At 72.7% G+C, this 16,851-nt stretch carries 14 protein-coding genes and 1 pseudogene; 8 read left to right on the top strand and 7 right to left on the bottom strand.

Annotation, left to right across the window (positions count from 1 at the left end; genetic code table 11):
* Positions 1–197: 197 nt before the first annotated feature.
* The 4 genes from ACIPLC_RS36780 to ACIPLC_RS36765 all read right to left on the bottom strand — a co-directional run bounded on the left by ACIPLC_RS36780 (position 198) and on the right by ACIPLC_RS36765 (position 4,630).
* Positions 198–602, bottom strand: coding sequence for an STAS domain-containing protein (locus ACIPLC_RS36780; RefSeq protein ID WP_400477414.1), 405 nt, complete (start codon positions 600–602; stop codon positions 198–200).
* A 306-nt stretch (positions 603–908) separates the two neighbouring features.
* Positions 909–2,768 (bottom strand): NRAMP family divalent metal transporter, encoded by a 1,860-nt coding sequence (locus tag ACIPLC_RS36775; RefSeq protein WP_400477413.1) that lies wholly within the window; start codon positions 2,766–2,768, stop codon positions 909–911.
* Positions 2,765–4,063 (bottom strand): magnesium transporter MgtE N-terminal domain-containing protein, encoded by a 1,299-nt coding sequence (locus tag ACIPLC_RS36770; protein ID WP_400477412.1) that lies wholly within the window; start codon positions 4,061–4,063, stop codon positions 2,765–2,767. Before ACIPLC_RS36770 ends, ACIPLC_RS36775 begins: the two co-directional genes overlap by 4 nt.
* A 105-nt stretch (positions 4,064–4,168) precedes the next feature.
* Complete coding sequence (locus ACIPLC_RS36765) at positions 4,169–4,630, bottom strand: hypothetical protein (protein ID WP_400477411.1); 462 nt, start codon at positions 4,628–4,630, stop codon at positions 4,169–4,171.
* A gap of 194 nt (positions 4,631–4,824) precedes the next feature.
* Between ACIPLC_RS36765 and ACIPLC_RS36760 the strand changes: the two genes are divergently transcribed.
* Positions 4,825–5,622 (top strand): maleylpyruvate isomerase family mycothiol-dependent enzyme, encoded by a 798-nt coding sequence (locus ACIPLC_RS36760; RefSeq protein WP_400477410.1) that lies wholly within the window; start codon positions 4,825–4,827, stop codon positions 5,620–5,622.
* Positions 5,623–5,756: 134 nt separating this feature from the next.
* Here the strand turns inward: ACIPLC_RS36760 and ACIPLC_RS36755 are convergent.
* Positions 5,757–6,038: pseudogene (locus ACIPLC_RS36755) on the bottom strand (hypothetical protein); the annotation flags it as partial.
* A 135-nt stretch (positions 6,039–6,173) separates the two neighbouring features.
* On the opposite strand from ACIPLC_RS36755, the gene ACIPLC_RS36750 reads away from it, so the two are divergent.
* Positions 6,174–6,965 (top strand): DUF2785 domain-containing protein, encoded by a 792-nt coding sequence (locus ACIPLC_RS36750; protein ID WP_400477409.1) that lies wholly within the window; start codon positions 6,174–6,176, stop codon positions 6,963–6,965.
* A 638-nt stretch (positions 6,966–7,603) separates the two neighbouring features.
* Here ACIPLC_RS36750 and ACIPLC_RS36745 read toward each other — a convergent pair.
* On the bottom strand, positions 7,604–8,011 hold the full coding sequence (locus ACIPLC_RS36745) for a hypothetical protein (RefSeq protein ID WP_400477408.1): 408 nt from the start codon (positions 8,009–8,011) through the stop codon (positions 7,604–7,606).
* Between the two features lie 367 nt (positions 8,012–8,378).
* On the opposite strand from ACIPLC_RS36745, the gene ACIPLC_RS36740 reads away from it, so the two are divergent.
* On the top strand, positions 8,379–10,784 hold the full coding sequence (locus tag ACIPLC_RS36740; protein WP_400477407.1) for a penicillin acylase family protein: 2,406 nt from the start codon (positions 8,379–8,381) through the stop codon (positions 10,782–10,784).
* Between the two features lie 108 nt (positions 10,785–10,892).
* Here ACIPLC_RS36740 and ACIPLC_RS36735 read toward each other — a convergent pair whose 3' ends face one another.
* The gene (locus ACIPLC_RS36735; protein WP_400477406.1) at positions 10,893–12,032 is read right to left on the bottom strand and encodes a serine/threonine-protein kinase; all 1,140 of its coding nucleotides are present in this window, start codon (positions 12,030–12,032) and stop codon (positions 10,893–10,895) included.
* A gap of 194 nt (positions 12,033–12,226) precedes the next feature.
* Between ACIPLC_RS36735 and ACIPLC_RS36730 the strand changes: the two genes are divergently transcribed.
* The 5 genes from ACIPLC_RS36730 to ACIPLC_RS36710 all read left to right on the top strand — a co-directional run bounded on the left by ACIPLC_RS36730 (position 12,227) and on the right by ACIPLC_RS36710 (position 16,723).
* Positions 12,227–12,436, top strand: a complete 210-nt coding sequence (locus tag ACIPLC_RS36730) for a ferredoxin (protein WP_400477405.1) — start codon at positions 12,227–12,229, stop codon at positions 12,434–12,436.
* Entirely contained in the window at positions 12,426–13,799 is a 1,374-nt protein-coding gene (locus ACIPLC_RS36725; RefSeq protein WP_400477404.1) for an NAD(P)/FAD-dependent oxidoreductase, read from the top strand. The genes ACIPLC_RS36730 and ACIPLC_RS36725 overlap by 11 nt, the downstream gene beginning before the upstream one ends.
* Before the next feature lie 31 nt (positions 13,800–13,830).
* A complete protein-coding gene (locus ACIPLC_RS36720) occupies positions 13,831–15,015 on the top strand; it encodes a cytochrome P450 (protein ID WP_400477403.1) in 1,185 nt (394 codons plus the stop codon).
* 272 nt (positions 15,016–15,287) lie between these two features.
* The gene (locus ACIPLC_RS36715; RefSeq protein WP_400477402.1) at positions 15,288–16,496 is read left to right on the top strand and encodes a cytochrome P450; all 1,209 of its coding nucleotides are present in this window, start codon (positions 15,288–15,290) and stop codon (positions 16,494–16,496) included.
* The gene (locus tag ACIPLC_RS36710) at positions 16,493–16,723 is read left to right on the top strand and encodes a ferredoxin (RefSeq protein WP_400477401.1); all 231 of its coding nucleotides are present in this window, start codon (positions 16,493–16,495) and stop codon (positions 16,721–16,723) included. Before ACIPLC_RS36715 ends, ACIPLC_RS36710 begins: the two co-directional genes overlap by 4 nt.
* Positions 16,724–16,851 lie beyond the last annotated feature (128 nt).

Genomic DNA, 16,851 nt, shown 5'->3' with positions numbered 1-16,851 from the left:
ATGGATGTTGTTCATCTATCGGGCATAGCGTAATCAAAGCGACGTGACCATAAGCCATTTATGGGATCAGAGATCCCAAAACCCCCACTGAGAGGGCGTTCGATACCGATTTAGGCTGCCGCGAGGGGTTTTGGGCGGGGCGTGGGAGCCGACCCCGGGCAGGGCGACGATGTAGCGCGCGGGCACGTCCAGGGTGCTCACCTCCCTGTGGGGTGGCCATCACCGGCCAGGGCGGCGGTGACGCGGGCGGCTACGGTGAAGAGGGCATCGGCGCCAGCCGCCTCCAGCAGACGGCGCACCTGCGGCACCGGGGCGACAAGGAGCAGGCCGGTCCCGCTGTCTGCGGCGGCCTGCCGGGTCTTGATCAGGGCGTTCAGCCCGGTGGAGTCGCAGAAGCCCAGCCGGGACAGGTCGACGACGAGCCGCGGTGGTGCGTCAGCGAGGGCGTCCTCCAGCTCGCGGCGCTGGTCCATGTCGATCTCACCGTCCAGGCGCAGGACGCGGGCGCGGCCGGGGAGGTCCAGGGCGGTGATCCGCAGCGCAGACGCAGCGGCGGGGACGGCTGCCGAGCGGGGCACGGGATGCCGTTGCCTGATGCACATGAGCTGGCCTCCTTCGGCGGGGAAGCTGTCTGCCCATGATCCTGCCGCTCCTGTCGTAGCCGGTTCACCCTGGGGCCCGGCCTGCGTGGGGACCGACCGCTCGACGAGTCCCCGGCACCACCTGCCCACCTGATCGGCGCCGCACACCTCCCAAGGCCGCCCCGTGCATCCCGGCAGCCGATGGTCCACACCTGCCGATGCGGTTGACGCCCGCGCTGTGGGACCGGCGGCGGGGAACACGCCCAGCTCCGGCGACCGGGCGGCGCTGCCGCTTCCCCGGCCGGCCGCTCTGTGTCACTCCTCGGGTCACGCTCCGCCAAGACGGATGGCCTTGACCAGCAGCAGGATGGCGGAGAGGACGAGGTAGCCGCGCAGGGCGAACATGCCGAGCCGTAGTGCCGGTGACCACTGGACGGGCTTGAGCAGGGCCAGTGGGGGCATCCGCCAGGCGAGCTTCTCGGCCGCCGACATCGCAGGCGCCGGAGCCTGGGCCGGGGCCCCGGAGCGCTGGCGGGCGATCCGCAGTCCGGCGGCCGCCGCGATGAGCGCGACGACCAGGACGACGGCGAGCCAGACGGTCAGGGCCTTGACGTCGATGCGGGGGAAGAGCGTGGAGGTCATCAGGGTGGCGGAGAGCATGAGCAGGACGGCGATGATGAGGGTGGCGAGGAGGTTGAGCCAGCGGGGGTTGACCCAGGGGCCGAGGACTTCGGGGTCGTTGCAGAGCAGGAGCAGGAAGGTGCTGGCGGAGGGCAGGAGAAGTCCGGCGAGGGCCTGGACGGCTTCGGTGATGACCCCCAGCGGGGCGCCGGGGATGAGCACGATGGCGGCGGCGAGCAGCACCATCAGGCTGTAGGAGGCGTAGAACTTCTTCGCCTCGCCGAAGCCGCGGTGCAGTGAGTGCCGCAGGTTGAAGACGTCGCCGAAGGCGTAGCTGGTGGCGAGGGTGACGGCGGCGGCGCCGATGATGCTGGCGTCCATGAGGACGATGGCGAACATGACGCCGAGTGCGCGGCTGTGCTGTTCGAGGGCGTGGGCGACGCCAGCGGCGTCGGTGAAGTTGCCTTCGAAGCTCGTGCCGCGGGCCCCGTAGTCGGCGACCATGACGAGGGCGGCCGCTCCGACGACCACGACGACCGAGCCGATGACGGTGTCCGCGCGTTCGTAGCCGATGAAACGCGGAGTGATGCGTTTGTCGATGACGTTGGACTGCTGGAAGAAGAGCTGCCAGGGAGCCACGGTGGTGCCGACGATCGCGATGACCAGCAGCATCGCGTCGCCCGTGATGCCGCCCTGGATGCCGGGGACGACGAAGTGCCGGGCGGCCTGGCCCCACCGGGGCCCGGACATCAGGATGAGCGGGACGAGCAGCAGGCTGACCGCGATGAGGGCGAACATGGCGCGTTCCCAGCGGCGGAAGGAGCCGCTGGCGGTGACGGCGATCAGCAGGAAGGCGGAGAGCGGCACCACCCAGTACTTGGACGCGCCGAGGTACTCGGCGGCCAGCGAGATGCCGATGAACTCGGTCACGATGGTGAGGAAGTTGAGGACGAACAGGTCCCCGACGCTGAACCAGCCCCAGAACCTGCCGAAGCGCTCGGTGATCAGGCGGGCGTGGCCGACACCGGTGACGGCGCCGAGACGTACCACCATCTCCTGGTTGACGATCAGGACCGGCACGAGCAGCAGCAGGACCCAGAGCAGGGAGTAGCCGTAGTTCTGGCCAGCCTGGGCGTAGGTGGCGACCCCGCCGGCGTCGTTGTCGCCGACCATGACGATGATGCCGGGCCCGACGACGGCCAGCAGGGTGAGCACGCGGGTCTTGAAGCTCGGGCGATCTTCGGTGTAGTCCCGGGCGATCCGGCCGAACGCGCCCTCGATGTCGCCGAGGTGGGCCTCGTCCAGGACCGCGCTGCGCCGGGGGGCGGCCGGCGTCCTGCGGACCGGCTTGGCAGGTGCGGACTTGGGCGCTGCCGGTGCCGGTGCGGGAGGGGTGGGCTTCGCCGGTGTGGCGGTGGGCGTGGCCTCGCGTTTCGGTGGTGGTTCGGTGGGGCCCTGTGCGCGTTCGTCTGCGGGTGCGGCGTGATCGGGGCGGTCCGGGCGGTCCGGGCGGTCCGGGCGGTCCGGGCGGTCCGGGGGGTCCGGGGGGTTCTGCGGGGTGGTCATTCGTCGAGGTCCGTGGTGTTCATGGCCTCGCTCGGCGCGTCGTCGGTCCGGTGGGCCGGGCGCGGGGCGGGTTCGCGGCGGCGCCAGTCCTCGGGGATGACGGTTTCCAGGATGTCGTCGACGGTGATGACGCCGAGGATCTGGTCCCGGTGGTCGACGACGGGCACGGTGAGGAGGTTGTAGTCGGTCATCAGCAGGGCGACGTCCTCGACGTCGGTGTCCGGGAGCACCCGGACCGGTTCGGTGCTCATGACCTCGTCCAGGCGGGAGCCGGGGTCAGCCTGGAGCAGGGCGACCAGGGTCGCCGTACCGATCAGCCGGGTTCCGTCCCGGATGACGTGGACGCTGGTGAGGGCCTCCGGTTGCAGGGTTCGGGCGGCCCGGACGAGGCCGAGCACCTCGGTGACAGTCGTGGCCGGGGACGCGGTGAGGATGTCGAGGGCCATCAGGCCGCCGGCGCTAGAGGGGTTGAAGCCCATCAGCGTGAGGACCTTCGTGCGCTGGCCGGCCGGCAGGGCGTCGAGCACCGGCTGACGGCGGTTCTGCGGAAGGTCGTTGATCGCGTCTGCGGCGTCGTCCGCGCGCATCCGGCCGAGCACCTCGGCGATCTCGCGATCGTTCTTCTCCGCGAGCAGACGCGTCTGCGAGTCGGGTTCCAATTCCTCGAAGACGTCCGCCTCCAGCTCGGGATCGGCGTGGACGGTCTGCAGGATCTCGTGCGATTCGGTGCGGTTGGCGTCTTCCAGCAGGTTCGCCAGGTCGGCCGGCCTGAGCCGGGCCAGCCGCCCGAACGGGCCGCGCACGCGCGCGGACTGGGCGTGGCCGATGAGCGGTTCGAAGGACTTCCAGTCCCGCCACCGCGGCCGGCGCTCACCAGTGAGGAGGCCGAGCGGGCGGGGGCGGTGCGGGTGGGTGTCCAGGCGGTCGACCACCCAGCCGTCCGGGCGCTCGCGCAGCTCCAGGTCGTGGGCCCGGACGAGCTCGGCGTCGGCGACGTCGATCACCCGGTGCCCGAGGACGTCGGCGCGCAGCAGGACCTCCCCTTCCCGCCGTTCGAAGGGGCGCAGGTCCACCACCTCGCTGGTGAGCCGGATCCGCTCGCCGTCGAAGGCCGCGACCTGCCCGACGGGCAGGAAGACGTCGCGTCTGCCGACCCGCACGACCAGCCCGGCGACCAGGGGGTACTCGCGCCCGCGCAGGCGGACGATCACATCGGACAGGCGGCCCACGGCCGCGCCGCCGCGCCCCACCAGCGGGCGGCGCAGCAGTTGGGAGAGAGACACGACGCGGTCCACGCCACGAAGCTAGCCAGGCGTCGGCGACGGCTCGTGGGGCGCACCGTGTCGCGGCCGGCACCGTGCTCGAATGGCGCAGTGGGTACCGGCACGGTCATGCGGGCGTCAGGGGTGCGGCAGACGCCCGCGGTGGCGGGCCTGCTCGACGAGCTTGTGGGCGAGGTCGCCGGGCAGGTCGAAGTGGCGTTCGAGCCAGACGGCGTCGTGACCGTGGGTGGCGAACACCCATGCGGTGTAGAGGCGGTTCATGGACGGCGGGTCGCTCTCCGGCAGGAGCGGGCGGAGGGCTTCCTCGGGGAAGTCCTCGATGTCCGGCGTCGTGAACCACGCCTGTACCGTGTCGTGGTCGAACTGCCGGGTGTGCCGGCGGGAGCGGGCCAGGCGTGCGAAGGCCGTCACCACCAGAACGCCGAGAACGGCCATCGCGGCTCCGCCCAGCGCCGCGCCGACGACGGGCTGGTCCCCGGCGGGCGACAGACCGATAGCGGCCATGGCCGCCACAGCCACGACGGCGGCGGTGAACGCCGCCAAACCCTCGCCGGTCCGCAGGTGAGGTATCGCCCTCATCCGAACCACCTTCCTCCGCTCCATTGTGGCGCGATTGCCGGGCCGGTCGCCAGGAGCCGGGCCCTGAGGGTTCGGGCCCAGGCGAGCGGGCCGATGGCGGTCAGGGGACAGCTCCGACCACGCGGCGTTGAAAGCGAAGCGGCGACTGTGAAAATCGCTGTCCGACCACCGGAGCACGGTGATAGACATTCGGCGTGGAAAAGAATCTTGAGTTCCCTGACCTGCTGCGACTGATTGACGAACGGTCGACCGCCTTCCGCGCTGCGGTCGCCGCCGCGCCCAGTCTCGACGCACAGGTGCCGACCTGCCCCGGGTGGACGCTGTTCGATCTGGTGAAGCACCTGGGTGGGGGAGACCGTTTCTGGGCCGCGATCGTCGGCGCGGGGCCTGCCGACGCTCCCCCGGCCGAGGCCGCCGCTGCGCGCGCCGCTCTGGAAGTGCCGCGGGAGCGTGAGGCCCTGCTGACCTGGCTGGCCGCGTCGACGCAGCTTCTGCTGAGCGCCCTGCGGGAGTCGGGCCCGGACGCCGGCTGCTGGGCGTGGTGGAGTGCCCTGCAGACGCCGCGGACCTCCGGCGGAGTCGCCCGGCACCGGGCCCAGGAGACCGCGGTGCACATCTACGACGCCCAGCTCGCCGCGGGCGCCCCGCAGCCGCTGCCGACCGAGGTCGCCCTCGACGGTGTCGAGGAGTTCCTGTTCACCTGCGTCGCGACGCCCAGCGCCTGGCCGCACAAGCCCACGGCCTTCGACTTCCACACCGCCGAGGGCCGCTCCTGGCGCCTCACGGTCGATGGCGACGGCGCACGCTCCACCCGCATCCCCGCGCCCGCTGCCGCGACCGGCGAGGACTCGGACGCAGCCGGCGCCTCCATCCATGGCACGGCCAGTGAGTTGGTCCTCTACTTGTACGACCGTATCCCGGCCGACTCCTTGCACGTTGACGGAGACGCAGGGCTGCTCGACCTGCTCCGCGCCTGGGAGCCGGAGGTGTAGGACGTAGCGGGGGCGGTTGGCCGCGCCTCGAGCCGGTAGGACACGACTCTTCGCCAGGTTCGTCAGTCGCGGCACCGGACTCGAACCCGCGAGGCGGCCTCGGGGCGTCACCAAGCCGACCGTCTACCCGGTCAGAGCTCGAACAGGCCCGTTGCCCCGTCAGGGTCGGAACACCCGGCGGGGAAGTCGATCACGCCGTGCCGCCACCGATCATCCGTCGTCTCCCGCCACAGGCAGGCGGTCACGACTGGAACGTCGTCCTCGTCGGTGAACGCCGGTTCCTCGACGAAGGGCTTGAAGACCTCCGGAACCTCGTCGATCACGCCCGGCCACGGCTCGCCATCGTTGCCGTACGGGCTCATCGGTGCTTCGTGGTCGAAGCCACGGACATAGACCCCGGCCTCCGAGAACATGATCTGTCCGGCTTCGGCGGGCAGGATGATGTGGAACGCCCGAACTGCTTTTTCTGGGACGGCAGTTGACGGGTTGAGGTGGATGCCTGGAGATAATTCGCAGGCGTGCGGCAACGGCAAGGACCTATTCTGCCCGTCGTGACCGACTGGAAGAGCGTCGAGGCCGCCGACTGTGCCGTGCCCGCTGACCGGCCCATGGACGACCTCGTCCGCGAGCTGTCCCGTGCCCTGGCAGATCCCGATCCACTGGTCCGGGACGGCGCGCCCTATGCCGTCCTCGCGACCTGGATCGCCCGTGGGGTGATCGGGACGTCCCGGCGGCTGGAGCTGGGGGACGAGATGGCCGCCCGGTTCACCGACCCGCGGGTCGAGGCCCGCACCTTCGCGCCCCTCGTGCTCGACATGCTGGTGGTCGCGGGGGACTTCAAGGCCGGCTGGGTGGACGCGTTCGAGCACTGGTACCCGGCGGAGCAGGATCTGCGCGGCCACGACGAGACGCTCGGCTGGCTCCACGCGGTGGCGCACGGCGCGGACCTGCTTGCCGGCTTCGGTCGCCACCCCGAGGTGGCGCCGGTACGGATGCTGGACCTCGCCGCCGCACGGCTGACGGTCCCCACCGACCATGTCTACGACCAGATGGAGGACGACCGCCTGGCCCGGGCGATCGCCCGGGTCCTCACCCGCACCGACCTGAGCGAACGCGACGCCGTCGGCTGGCTGGATCCGATCGCCGACCGCTTCGGGGCCGACCGCATCAGCTCGCCGGTGCCCGCCCACATCAGCAACTGCCTGCGCACCCTGCGCCTGCTCTACATCCTCGCCGACCGGGGCGTGCGCCCTACCAGCGAACTGCCCGCGGAACCCCTCCACCACCGAGACGCGGTCAAGTCCGGCATCGCCACCGTCCTCGACCGGATCGTCAGACGCTGACCGACGGACCCGGCCCGGCCGGGCGGACCGGTGCGCACGCCCTCTACGGACGACGGGGATGGCGCTGATCGCGTACACCGGCCTCGCCCTCCTCTCCGCTCAACCCTCGCCCGCATCGTCCAGTTGATGCTCGACGACGTGTTCAGTGACGGAGAAGCACGGAGAAGCGCGGAGGAGCAACGCTTCTACGGCTCGGGGAATCCGCTGGGCCCGCCCCCGCATCAGTCGTGTCCCGGCTGCTGGAGTACGTCGCAAGTCGCGACAACACGGACGCCGCCACCAATCAGGCACCCCGCTGGCTCTTCCCCAGCTGGCGGGCAGACGAGCCTGCTCGCCCCGACCCCCTTTCCGCGTTCATGGGCGGCATCGACGTCCCGGTCGCAGCCTCCCGCAGTGGCGCCGACCGACAGCAGCTCCTTGACCTGCCCACCCCGTTGTCGCGGACGCCCTCGGCTACCACGACAAGACCACCAGCCGCCTCCTCAAGGAGGCCGGCGGGACGCGGAAGCGTACGCGGCTGGCGATCACACAAGGTCACCAGTCGGTTGGAATCCTCGGGGAACTGGCGACAGTTGAATACGAGACCCCACCAGTACTGGACCCCCTGACCGGGGAGGCCCGGTGCGCGGCGTTCCCGGCTACGCGGTACCGATGGGGAGCCGGGTGATGGTCCCGACCAGCTCGGTGTCGGTCCCGTCGAGCAGCGAGGCCCGGACGGCCGCCGTGTCGCCCGCGGCGTAGCGGCTCTGGTTCAGCGTCGTGACCGGGACGGTCACCGTGACGTTCGCGCCCGTGCAGTTCGGGGTGAAGCGGGTGAAGCCGAGGGCCCCGGACCCTCGGTCCTCGGCGGTCACGGTCGCGGACGCGACGAAGGCGCCGGTGTCGCAGGAGTAGGCGATGGTGACGTTCACGGTCGCCGAGGCGCCACCGGAAACGGTCGCGCCGGCGATCCGCACTCCGGTGTCGGCGTGCGCCGGGGCTGCTCCGAGTACTGCCCCCGCGAGCAGCGCGGGTATGCCGAGCAGAGTCACGATCCTGCCGTTCATGATGTCCCTTCCGATGTCGATCACCGGTGTCACGCCGTCGCCGACGGTGCGGACCGGTCGGGTGGAATTCGGGTGGAATGCCGTAGGCGTGGCCTGCGGCCGCCGTGCCGGTGCCAGGACGTCGTAGTCGTCGCAGCCGGTGGTCGGACCGCCGCCACCGCCCTACCATCCCCCACCGGCACCATCGGTGTCGAACCGTCAGGTGGCGGGCCAGCCACCGTGGCCGGACCAGGTGCGCCGTGCGGGGCGTACGCCGCGCGGTCGATGTCGGACTCCTTCCCCGGGGTGATGCGCCGGGGGCGGTACCACCGGCAGCGTGACCGTCATGACCCACAGAACTGACCTGACCACACGTCATCCATCCTCCGTGGCAAGGCGGTTGATCGCGATCGCGGCGGCACTCTGCCTGGCCTCGGCCTCGGCGGCGGCGCTGGACCCGGCCTCCGCCCGCGCGGCCGAGCCCGGGCCCGCGGTGGACCTCGCAGCCGGCCAGAGCGCCAAGATCCGCCGCACCGAGAACGGCGTGCCGCACATCGTGGCGCGCGACTACGGCGGCCTGGGCTACGGGTACGGCTACGCGTTCGCGCAGGACGACCTCTGCCAGCTGGCCGACCACGTGGTCACCCTGCGCGGCGAGCGGTCCCGGTACTTCGGCCCCGCCGCGTCCTCGGTCGACGCGCCCGGCACCACCAACCTGGCCAGCGACGCCTACTACAAGGGCGTACTCGACCCCGGCACGGTGCAGCGGCTGCTGGACCGCCCGGCCCCGCTCGGACCGACCGACGAGCTGCGGCGGATGGTCGAGGGCTACGCCGACGGCTACAACCGCTACCTGCGCGACACCGGCACCGACCGGCTGCCCGACCCGACCTGCCGGGGCCAGGCCTGGGTCGGGCCGATCACCCCCGTGGACCTCTGGGGCGTGCTCCTCGACCTCAACACCATCGCCGGCACGGCCGCCGTCAAGCAGGACATCGGCACCGCGACGCCGCCCACCGCGACGCCAGCCGCCGTGACGCCCACCGCGACGCCGCCGGCCGCCGCGCCGCCGGCCCCCCGGCTCGCCCGCCCGGCCGACGCCGAGACCGGCCCCGGCAGCAACGGCTGGGCCCTCGGCCGCGACGCCACCCGCGACGGGGACCCACTGCTGCTCGCCAACCCCCACCTGGGGTGGACCGGCAGCACCCGCTTCTACCAGGTCCACCTCACCATCCCGGGCGTCCTGGACGTCGCCGGGGCCGGCCTCTACGGCGTCCCGGTGGTCCAGATCGGCCACACCCGCACCCTCGCCTGGACCCACACGGCGAGCTACTCCCAGCACGCCTCGGTCTACCGGGTCACCCTGGTGCCCGGAGACCCGACCAGCTACCTGGTCGACGGCAGGCCCGAAGCGATGACCCGCCGCACCGTCCCGGTCACCGTCCGCGCCGCGGACGGCACCCTGTCCACCGTCGAGCGCACGGTCTACGGCACCCGCTACGGGCCCGTCGCCGCCGGGGGCTGGACGACCGCGCACGCCTACGCCGTCCGCGACGCCAACGCCGACAACCTCCGCTCGGCCGACGAGTGGCTGGCGATGGGGCGCGCGCAGACCCTCGGCGAGCTCCAGCAGGCGCAGCGCACCTTCCAGGGCATGCCGTGGGTCTACACGATGGCCGTCGACACCGGTGGCGCGGCGTACTTCACCGACTCGTCGGCCGTCCCGCACCTCACCGACGCCCAACTCGCCCGCTGCGCCCTGACCGGCACCGACGTCCCCGACGCCCTGGACGGCTCGACCATCGCGTGCGACTGGGGCAGCGACCCGGACGCACGCGTCCCGGGCCTGTACGGCCCGTCCCACCAGCCGGCGCTCACCCGCACCGACTACGTCGCCAACTCCAACAACGGCCCGTACCTGGTCAACCCGCAGGCTCCGCTGCCCGGCCTGCCGACCGTCTACAACCCGCAGCCCCGGCTCGGGACGCGCCCGCAGCTCGGCCTGACCATGATCGCCGACCGCCGGGACGGCAGCGACGGCCTCGGCGCCCCGGGCTTCACCCTGGCCACCCTCCAGGACACGGTGTTCGGGAACCGCGTCTACACCGCCGAGCTCGACCGCGACGACACGGTCGCGATGTGCCGCGCCCACCCCGTGCTGCCGGCGACCGACGGCACCCCGGTCGACGTGCGGGCGGCCTGCGACGCCCTGGCCCGCTGGGACACCCGCGCCGACACCGGCAGCCGGGGGACCGTCCTGTGGCAGACCTTCCACCAGGCCCTGGGCCGCAGCGGCCCGCCCGCCTGGCAGAAGGTGCCCTACGACCCGGCCGCCCCGCTCACCACCCCGCGCGGGATCGACGGCGAGCACCCGGCCGCCCAGCACGCCCTGGCCGACGCCGTCCGGACGCTGGCCGCCCGGGGCACGGCGCCGGACGCCCCGATCGGCCAGGTCCAGCGCTGGGCCGGAATCCCGCTGCACGGCTGTTCCGGCGCCGAGGGCTGCTTCAACGTCCTCACCGCGAGCCCGGGGTCGGGCCGGGACGGCGGCACGCAGCCCGCCGACCTCACCGGCCTCGCGTTCGGCTCCAGCTTCGTGATGGCCACCGAGCTGACGGACCGGGGCCCGCGCACCCGGACCCTCCTGACGTACGGCCAGTCCGTCAACCCGCGCTCGCCCCACTACACCGACCAGACCGTCCGCTACGCCCGGAAGCAGTGGATCACCGAGCGGTTCACCCCGGCGGAGATCGCCGCCGCGCCCGGGTTGACCGTCACCGCCCTGGCCCGCTGACGTCCGAACGGTCCGTCGGCCCGGGCGCTGCTCCCGGACCGACGGGCCGGAGCACGCCGCGGCCGTCCGATCGGGCGCGCGCGGCTCCTCGCCGACGGATCCCCCTGGTCAGAGCATCAGAAATCCGATCAGTGCCACGATCAGCAGCGGCACCAGCATCATGAGGACCATCAGTCCGATCCCTGCGCCCTCCGACTCCTCCTCCGGGGCCGGAGCCGAGGCCGGGGCCGGGGCGGGGACCGGTCCGGTCCTGACCGTCCGCGGGTGCGGCGCTTCCCGCAGCCGCACCGTCGGCGTGGTCAGGACGTCCGACTGCTGGGCCAACAGCTGCTCCACCGTGGGCCGTTGCGCAGGGTCCTTGGCGAGGCAGGGCAGGATCAGCGGGCGGAGCTCCGCCGGCAGGCCGGTCAGGTCGGGCTCCTCGTAGACCACGCGGAACCCCACCGCGTGCCCGGAGTCCGCGCCGAACGGGCCGCGTCCGGTGCCGGCGAAGACCAGCACGGAGCCGAGCGCGAAGATGTCCGTCGCAGAACTGGTGACGCCCTGCTGGAACTGCTCCGGCGCCATGAACGGGGGCGTGCCGACCACGACGCCGGTGCTGGTGAGCTGGGTGCCGTCCAGCGCGCGGGCGATGCCGAAGTCGATGACCCGGGGGCCGTCCGCCGCCAGCAGCACATTGCCCGGCTTGAGGTCCCGGTGCACCATCCCGGCGCGGTGGATGTCCTGCAGCGCCTCGGCCAGGCCGGCGGCCAACTGCCGGACCGCTCCGGCCTCCAGCGGGCCGTGCCGGGCGACCTGTTCGCCCAGCGGCGGCCCGGCGATGAAGAGAGTGGCCAGCCAGGGCTCCCGGGCGTCGGGATCCGCGTCGATCACGGGCGCGGTGAACGCCCCGCTCACCTTGCGGGCAGCCGCGACCTCCTGTCGGAAGCGGGCCCGGAACTCGGGATCCTGGGCCAGTTCGGGGCGGATCACCTTGACGGCCACCTGGCGCCCGGAGACCGAGCGCGCCCGGTAGACCACTCCCATCCCGCCCGCGCCGAGGCGACTCTCCAGTCGGTACCCACCGATCTCCCGCGGATCGTTCCCCAGTAACACCACGCACCAGCCCCCATCCTTGCCGCCGCCGAACAGCGGGCCGTCGAACAGCGGGCCGCCGAACTCGGCCGCGCCGCCGAAGCGCTCCACCTGGACGGTACCCCCTGCCAGGGCGGCGGCGAGTGCCAGGGCAGTGGCGAGCCGATGCGCCACCCCGACGTCGTCGGCGGCCTGCCCGCCTCCTGCGTCCAGGCGTCAACCCCGGCGTTGACGCGCTGTCCACGTCGAAGAGGAACCCCTGTCTGATGCGGGCTGGAGCGCGACCGGCCCGAGCCGCCGCCGTGCGAGGGCCCGGTTCTCGTCCCATGCTGGAAGAGAGGGGTGTGGCGGCAAAGGGAGTGGTGGGGATGCGAACCGTTGTGGACCTCACGCGTTGCCAGGGCTACGCACAGTGCGTGTTCCTCGCGCCGAAGGTGTTCCAGCTGCACGGCGACGAAGGACTGCTGTACGACCCGGCTGTCCCCGACGACCAGGTCGAGCGCGTGCGCCAGGCCGCGGTGGCGTGCCCGGTCCAGGCCATCCTCCTCGGTGAGGAGGTGAGCACCGATGGCCGGTGACCGGAGCGAGGGCCGGATCGTCGTCGTCGGCGCGTCGCTGGCCGGGTTGCGGGCCGCGGAGGCGCTGCGAGAGGAGGGCTTCACCGGCTCACTGACCGTGGTCGGCGACGAGCCTCATCCGCCCTACGACCGGCCGCCGCTGTCCAAGCAGGTGCTGCTGGGCCACGCTGCGGCGGACTCCACCGGGCTGCCGATGCGCCGGGATCCGGACGCCGAGTGGCGGCTGGGCGTACGCGCCACCGGCCTGGACCCCCTGGGGAAGCGGCTGCTGCTGGCCGATGGCGAGTCGCTGCCGTACGACCGGTTGCTGATCGCCACCGGGACGCGGGCGCGTCCCTGGCCCAACCCGCAGGAGGCCGCCCTGGACGGGGTGTTCACCCTGCGTACCCGTGAAGACGCGAGCGGCTTGGCCGAGCGGTTGGCCGCCGGGCCACGGCGGGTGCTGGTCATCGGCGGCGGCTTCACCGGCTCGGAGATCGCCTCGGCCTGCCGGGAACGCGGGCTGGACGTCACCGTCGCCGAACGCGGCCCCGCGCCTCTGGTGGGCGCGCTCGGCGGCACCCTGGCGAAGCTCGCGGCCGCCATGCAGCGCAACCACGGTGTGGACCTGCGCACCGGGGTGACGGTCACCGCCCTGCGCGGGGACGACGGCGGCCGCTTCACCGGCGCGGAGCTGTCCGACGGCAGCCGCGTCGAGGCGGACGTGTGCGTCGTGGCGTTGGGGGCGGTCCGCAACGTCGAGTGGCTGGCGGACTCCGGACTGGCGGCGGGCCCGCGCGGAATCGCCTGCGACGCCGGGTGCCGCGCCTTCAACATGTACGGAATCGTCACTGACGACATCTTCGTCGCCGGCGACGTCTCCCGCTTCCCCCACCCGCTGTTCGGTTACCAGATGCTCTCCCTGGAGCACTGGGGGAACGCGGTCGAGCAGGCCGGGGTGGCGGCCCACAACATGGTCAGTCCAGGGCCCCTGCGGCGCCCGCACCTCGCCCTCCCGACGTTCTGGTCGACCCAGTTCGGGCTCAACATCAAGTCGGTGGGCGTGCCCACCTTCTCCGACCATGTCGTCATCGCCCAGGGGTCCTTGGAGGCGCGCCGTCTGGCGATGGTCTACGGCTACCAGGGGCGGGTCACCGCGGCGGTCACCGTCGACATGGCCAAGTCGCTCGCCTACTACCGGCACCTGATCGAGACGGCTGCGCCGTTCCCGCCCCCGCCCGGCGCGGCGGACCGCGCGATCGCGGCGGACATCCCGGTCCCGTCCGACGTGCCGGATCCGAAGGGGCTGTCCCACGGCCCCACCGTGGCGCTCACCGGATATCTGCCCGACCGCCGACTGACCGTGGTGCAGCCCCGCGGCTGACCCACGCCCCGCCCACCGACGAGGAGCCACCATGGACTCCGACACCTTGCTGGCACGGATCACCGACTACGCGAACCGCCCCGACCCCTACCCGCTGTACGCGGAACTCCGCGAGGCCGGTCCCGTCGTACGGCAGGAGGACGGCAGCTACCTGATCGGCACCTACCACGAGATCGCCGCCCTGCTCCACGATCCACGGATGAGTGTCGAGCCCCGCACCCGTGGCGAGACGACACACAAGCCGCCGTTCCTGCGGCTCGACGACCCGGAGCATCACCGACTGCGCACCCTGGCCACAAGGCCGTTCGGCCCCCCGCACAGCCCGGGCCGGGTCGATGCCATGCGCGGCGAGATCGCCCAGCTCACCGAGGAACTGGTGGAGCCGTTCCAGGCGGGCCGCCGGATCGACATCGTCGACGATCTCGCCTACCCACTGCCCGTCACGGTGATCTGCCGCCTGCTCGGCGTGCCACGTGAGGACGAGCCGCTCTTCCGGGCGTGGTCCGACGTGATCGTCGCGTCCGCCGACGTCAGGCCCGAAGAGGACTCCACCGAGCAGGACAAGGCGGGCGGCCAGGCGCGGGGCGACATGGGCCGGTACCTGGTGGACCTTGCCGAGAGGCGCCGTGGCGATCCGAGCGACGACATGCTCTCCGCCTTCGTCAACGAACCGGACCCGGCCCTGCGGCTCACCCGGGAGGAACTCGCGGAAACCGCCGTGCTGCTGCTCATCGCGGGACACGAGACCACGGTGAACCTCATCACCAACGGGGTGCTCACCCTGCTGCGTCAGCCCGAGCAGCTGGATCAGCTGCGCCGCGAACCGGACCTGCTGCCGCGGGTGGTGGAGGAGCTGCTGCGCTACGAACCCCCGGTCCACATGCGCGAGCGCATCCCCCTCGCCGACATCGACATCGCCGGCACCACCCTCCCCGAAGGCGCCTCCGTCGTGCTCGCGCTGGCCTCCGGCAACCGCGACCCCAACCGGTTCCACGAGCCCGACCGGTTCGACCCCACCCGCCCGGACAACGAGCACCTCGGCTTCGGCAGCGGTATCCACCTGTGCTACGGCGCACCACTGGCCCGCATCGAAGCCGAGGCCGCGCTCGGTGCGCTGATCCCCCGCCTCGGCACAGCGCGCCTGCTCCAGGACCCGCCTCCCTACCGGCAGAACGCCATGCTCCGCGGGCCCCGCCACCTGCCCGTACGACTCTGAGACCGCCTGGCAGGGCGGGGCCGGCGTCCCGAGGGGGTCGTGTCGCAGGTGTCCTTCACCGAGCCGGGGTCCACCCCCGTCACCGAACAGGCCGACGGCGCCCGGTGGCTGACTGTGCGTGCCGGTGGTGTTACGCTCCCGGGAGAAAAGAGAGCTGACTCTCACTTGTGGGCCCGGGGCGCCGTTCGTCCGCCCTGGCCCGGATGTGCAGGAGAGGGCGGTTCTGCCGAGCGTCCGCTGTTCTTGTGGCCTTTGGCCGGTGAGGAGAGACGATGACCGCGTCCGCACCGCAGTTACCCTTCGAGCGCCCCGACGCCTTGGACCTGGCGCCGCTGTTCGCGCGTCTGCGCGAGGAAGGTCCGATCACGCGGGTGACGACACCCGCCGGTGACCCGGCTTGGCTGGTGACCCGCTACGAGGAGGCCCGGGTGCTTCTGGGCGACGCCCGGTTCTCCCGGCTGCGCCCCGATTCCGAGGGCGCGCCGAGGATCTCGGAGTCGGCGCTGCACACGCGCCCCGCCCCCACGCCCGAGGAGGAGGACCGCGAGCACACCCGGATGCGGCGGATGCTGGCGCCCGCGTTCAGCGCGCCGCGCATGCGCCGGCTGGGCGAGCGGATCGGGGAGCTCGCCGCATCCTGCCTGGACGCGATGGACGAGGAGCGTTCACGGGAGCCGGAACGTGCCGTCAACCTGCATGACCACCTGTCGTTCCCGTTGCCGGTGATGGTGATCTGCGAGCTGCTGGGTGTGCCGGTCGCGGACCGGGACCTGCTGCGCGGCTGGTCGGAGCGGATCGCCGCGTTGTACGGCGGGGCCGACGGCGCCGCGGCCATGGCCGAGTTCGAGGCGTACGTGGCCGTCATCGCCGAGGAGAAGCGGAAGCGGCCGGGACAGGACGTGATCAGCGACATCCTGGCCGTGCAGGCGGAGGACCCCTCGTTCACCGAGGGGGAGATGACCAGGCTGGCGGTGGGGCTGCTGTTCGCGGGCCACGAGACGACGTCGGCCCGGATCGACCTGGGGGTCCTGTACCTGCTGAGCGACACCGGCCGGCGGGACCGCTTCGCGGCCGACCCGGAGGCGCTGGCCCGCGCCACCGTGGAGGAGGTCCTGCGGATGGCCTCGCCCGGTGGCCTGGGCCTGACCCGCTACGCCCGCGAGGACGTCACCGTCGCGGGGACCGCGATCGCGCGGGGCGAGGCGGTGCTGGTGGCGATCAACGCCGCGAACCGGGACGGGCGGGTGTTCGAGGAGCCGGACACCTTCGACCCGTCGCGTTCCCCCAACGCGCACCTGGCCTTCGGGCACGGCGGCCACTACTGCATCGGCAACGTGCTGGCACGCACCGAGATGCAGATCGCGCTGACCGCGCTGTTCCGGCGCTTCCCCGGCATGCGGCTGGCGGTGGACGCGCGGAGCCTGCGCGACCACGCGGAACGGCTGGCGGGCGGCCTCAGCGAGGTCCCGGTCCTGTGGTGAACGAGGAGCAGCCGCGTGAGCGGCCTGTCGCTCGGGTGGAGGCGGACACCTCGCGGTGCGTGTCGTCGGGGCAGTGCGCGGTGACGGCGCCGCTGGTGTTCGACCAGGACGAGGACGGACAGGTCGTCGTGCTCGCTGCCGAGCTCGGCGGACGGGCGGCGGACCTGGCCCGCCAGGCGGCCGCCATGTGCCCGGCCTCGGCGATCCAGCTGCATCCGGCGCGCTAGCGGCCGGGGGGGGGGGGGGGCCCCCCCCGGGGGGGGGGGGGCCCCCCCCCCCGCGGGGGGGGGGGGGGGGGGGGCCGCGGGCGGGGGGGGGGCGCCCCCGGCGGCCCCCGGGGGGGGGGGGGCCCCCC

The organism is Kitasatospora sp. NPDC086801 (genome assembly GCF_044745805.1).
In the GTDB taxonomy this organism is placed as follows: Bacteria; Actinomycetota; Actinomycetes; order Streptomycetales; family Streptomycetaceae; genus Kitasatospora.
The sequence above is the reverse complement of the archived record's forward strand: the minus strand, read 5'-3'. Positions and strand labels throughout refer to the sequence as shown.

Coding starts and splice junctions, on each gene's coding strand:
- ACIPLC_RS36780 (WP_400477414.1), bottom strand. CDS start 602: ATGTGCATCAGGCAACGGCATCCCGTGCCCCGCTCGGCAGCCGTCCCC.
- ACIPLC_RS36775 (WP_400477413.1), bottom strand. CDS start 2,768: ATGACCACCCCGCAGAACCCCCCGGACCCCCCGGACCGCCCGGACCGC.
- ACIPLC_RS36765 (WP_400477411.1), bottom strand. CDS start 4,630: ATGAGGGCGATACCTCACCTGCGGACCGGCGAGGGTTTGGCGGCGTTC.
- ACIPLC_RS36745 (WP_400477408.1), bottom strand. CDS start 8,011: ATGAACGGCAGGATCGTGACTCTGCTCGGCATACCCGCGCTGCTCGCG.
- ACIPLC_RS36730 (WP_400477405.1), top strand. CDS start 12,227: ATGCGAACCGTTGTGGACCTCACGCGTTGCCAGGGCTACGCACAGTGC.
- ACIPLC_RS36725 (WP_400477404.1), top strand. CDS start 12,426: ATGGCCGGTGACCGGAGCGAGGGCCGGATCGTCGTCGTCGGCGCGTCG.
- ACIPLC_RS36720 (WP_400477403.1), top strand. CDS start 13,831: ATGGACTCCGACACCTTGCTGGCACGGATCACCGACTACGCGAACCGC.
- ACIPLC_RS36715 (WP_400477402.1), top strand. CDS start 15,288: ATGACCGCGTCCGCACCGCAGTTACCCTTCGAGCGCCCCGACGCCTTG.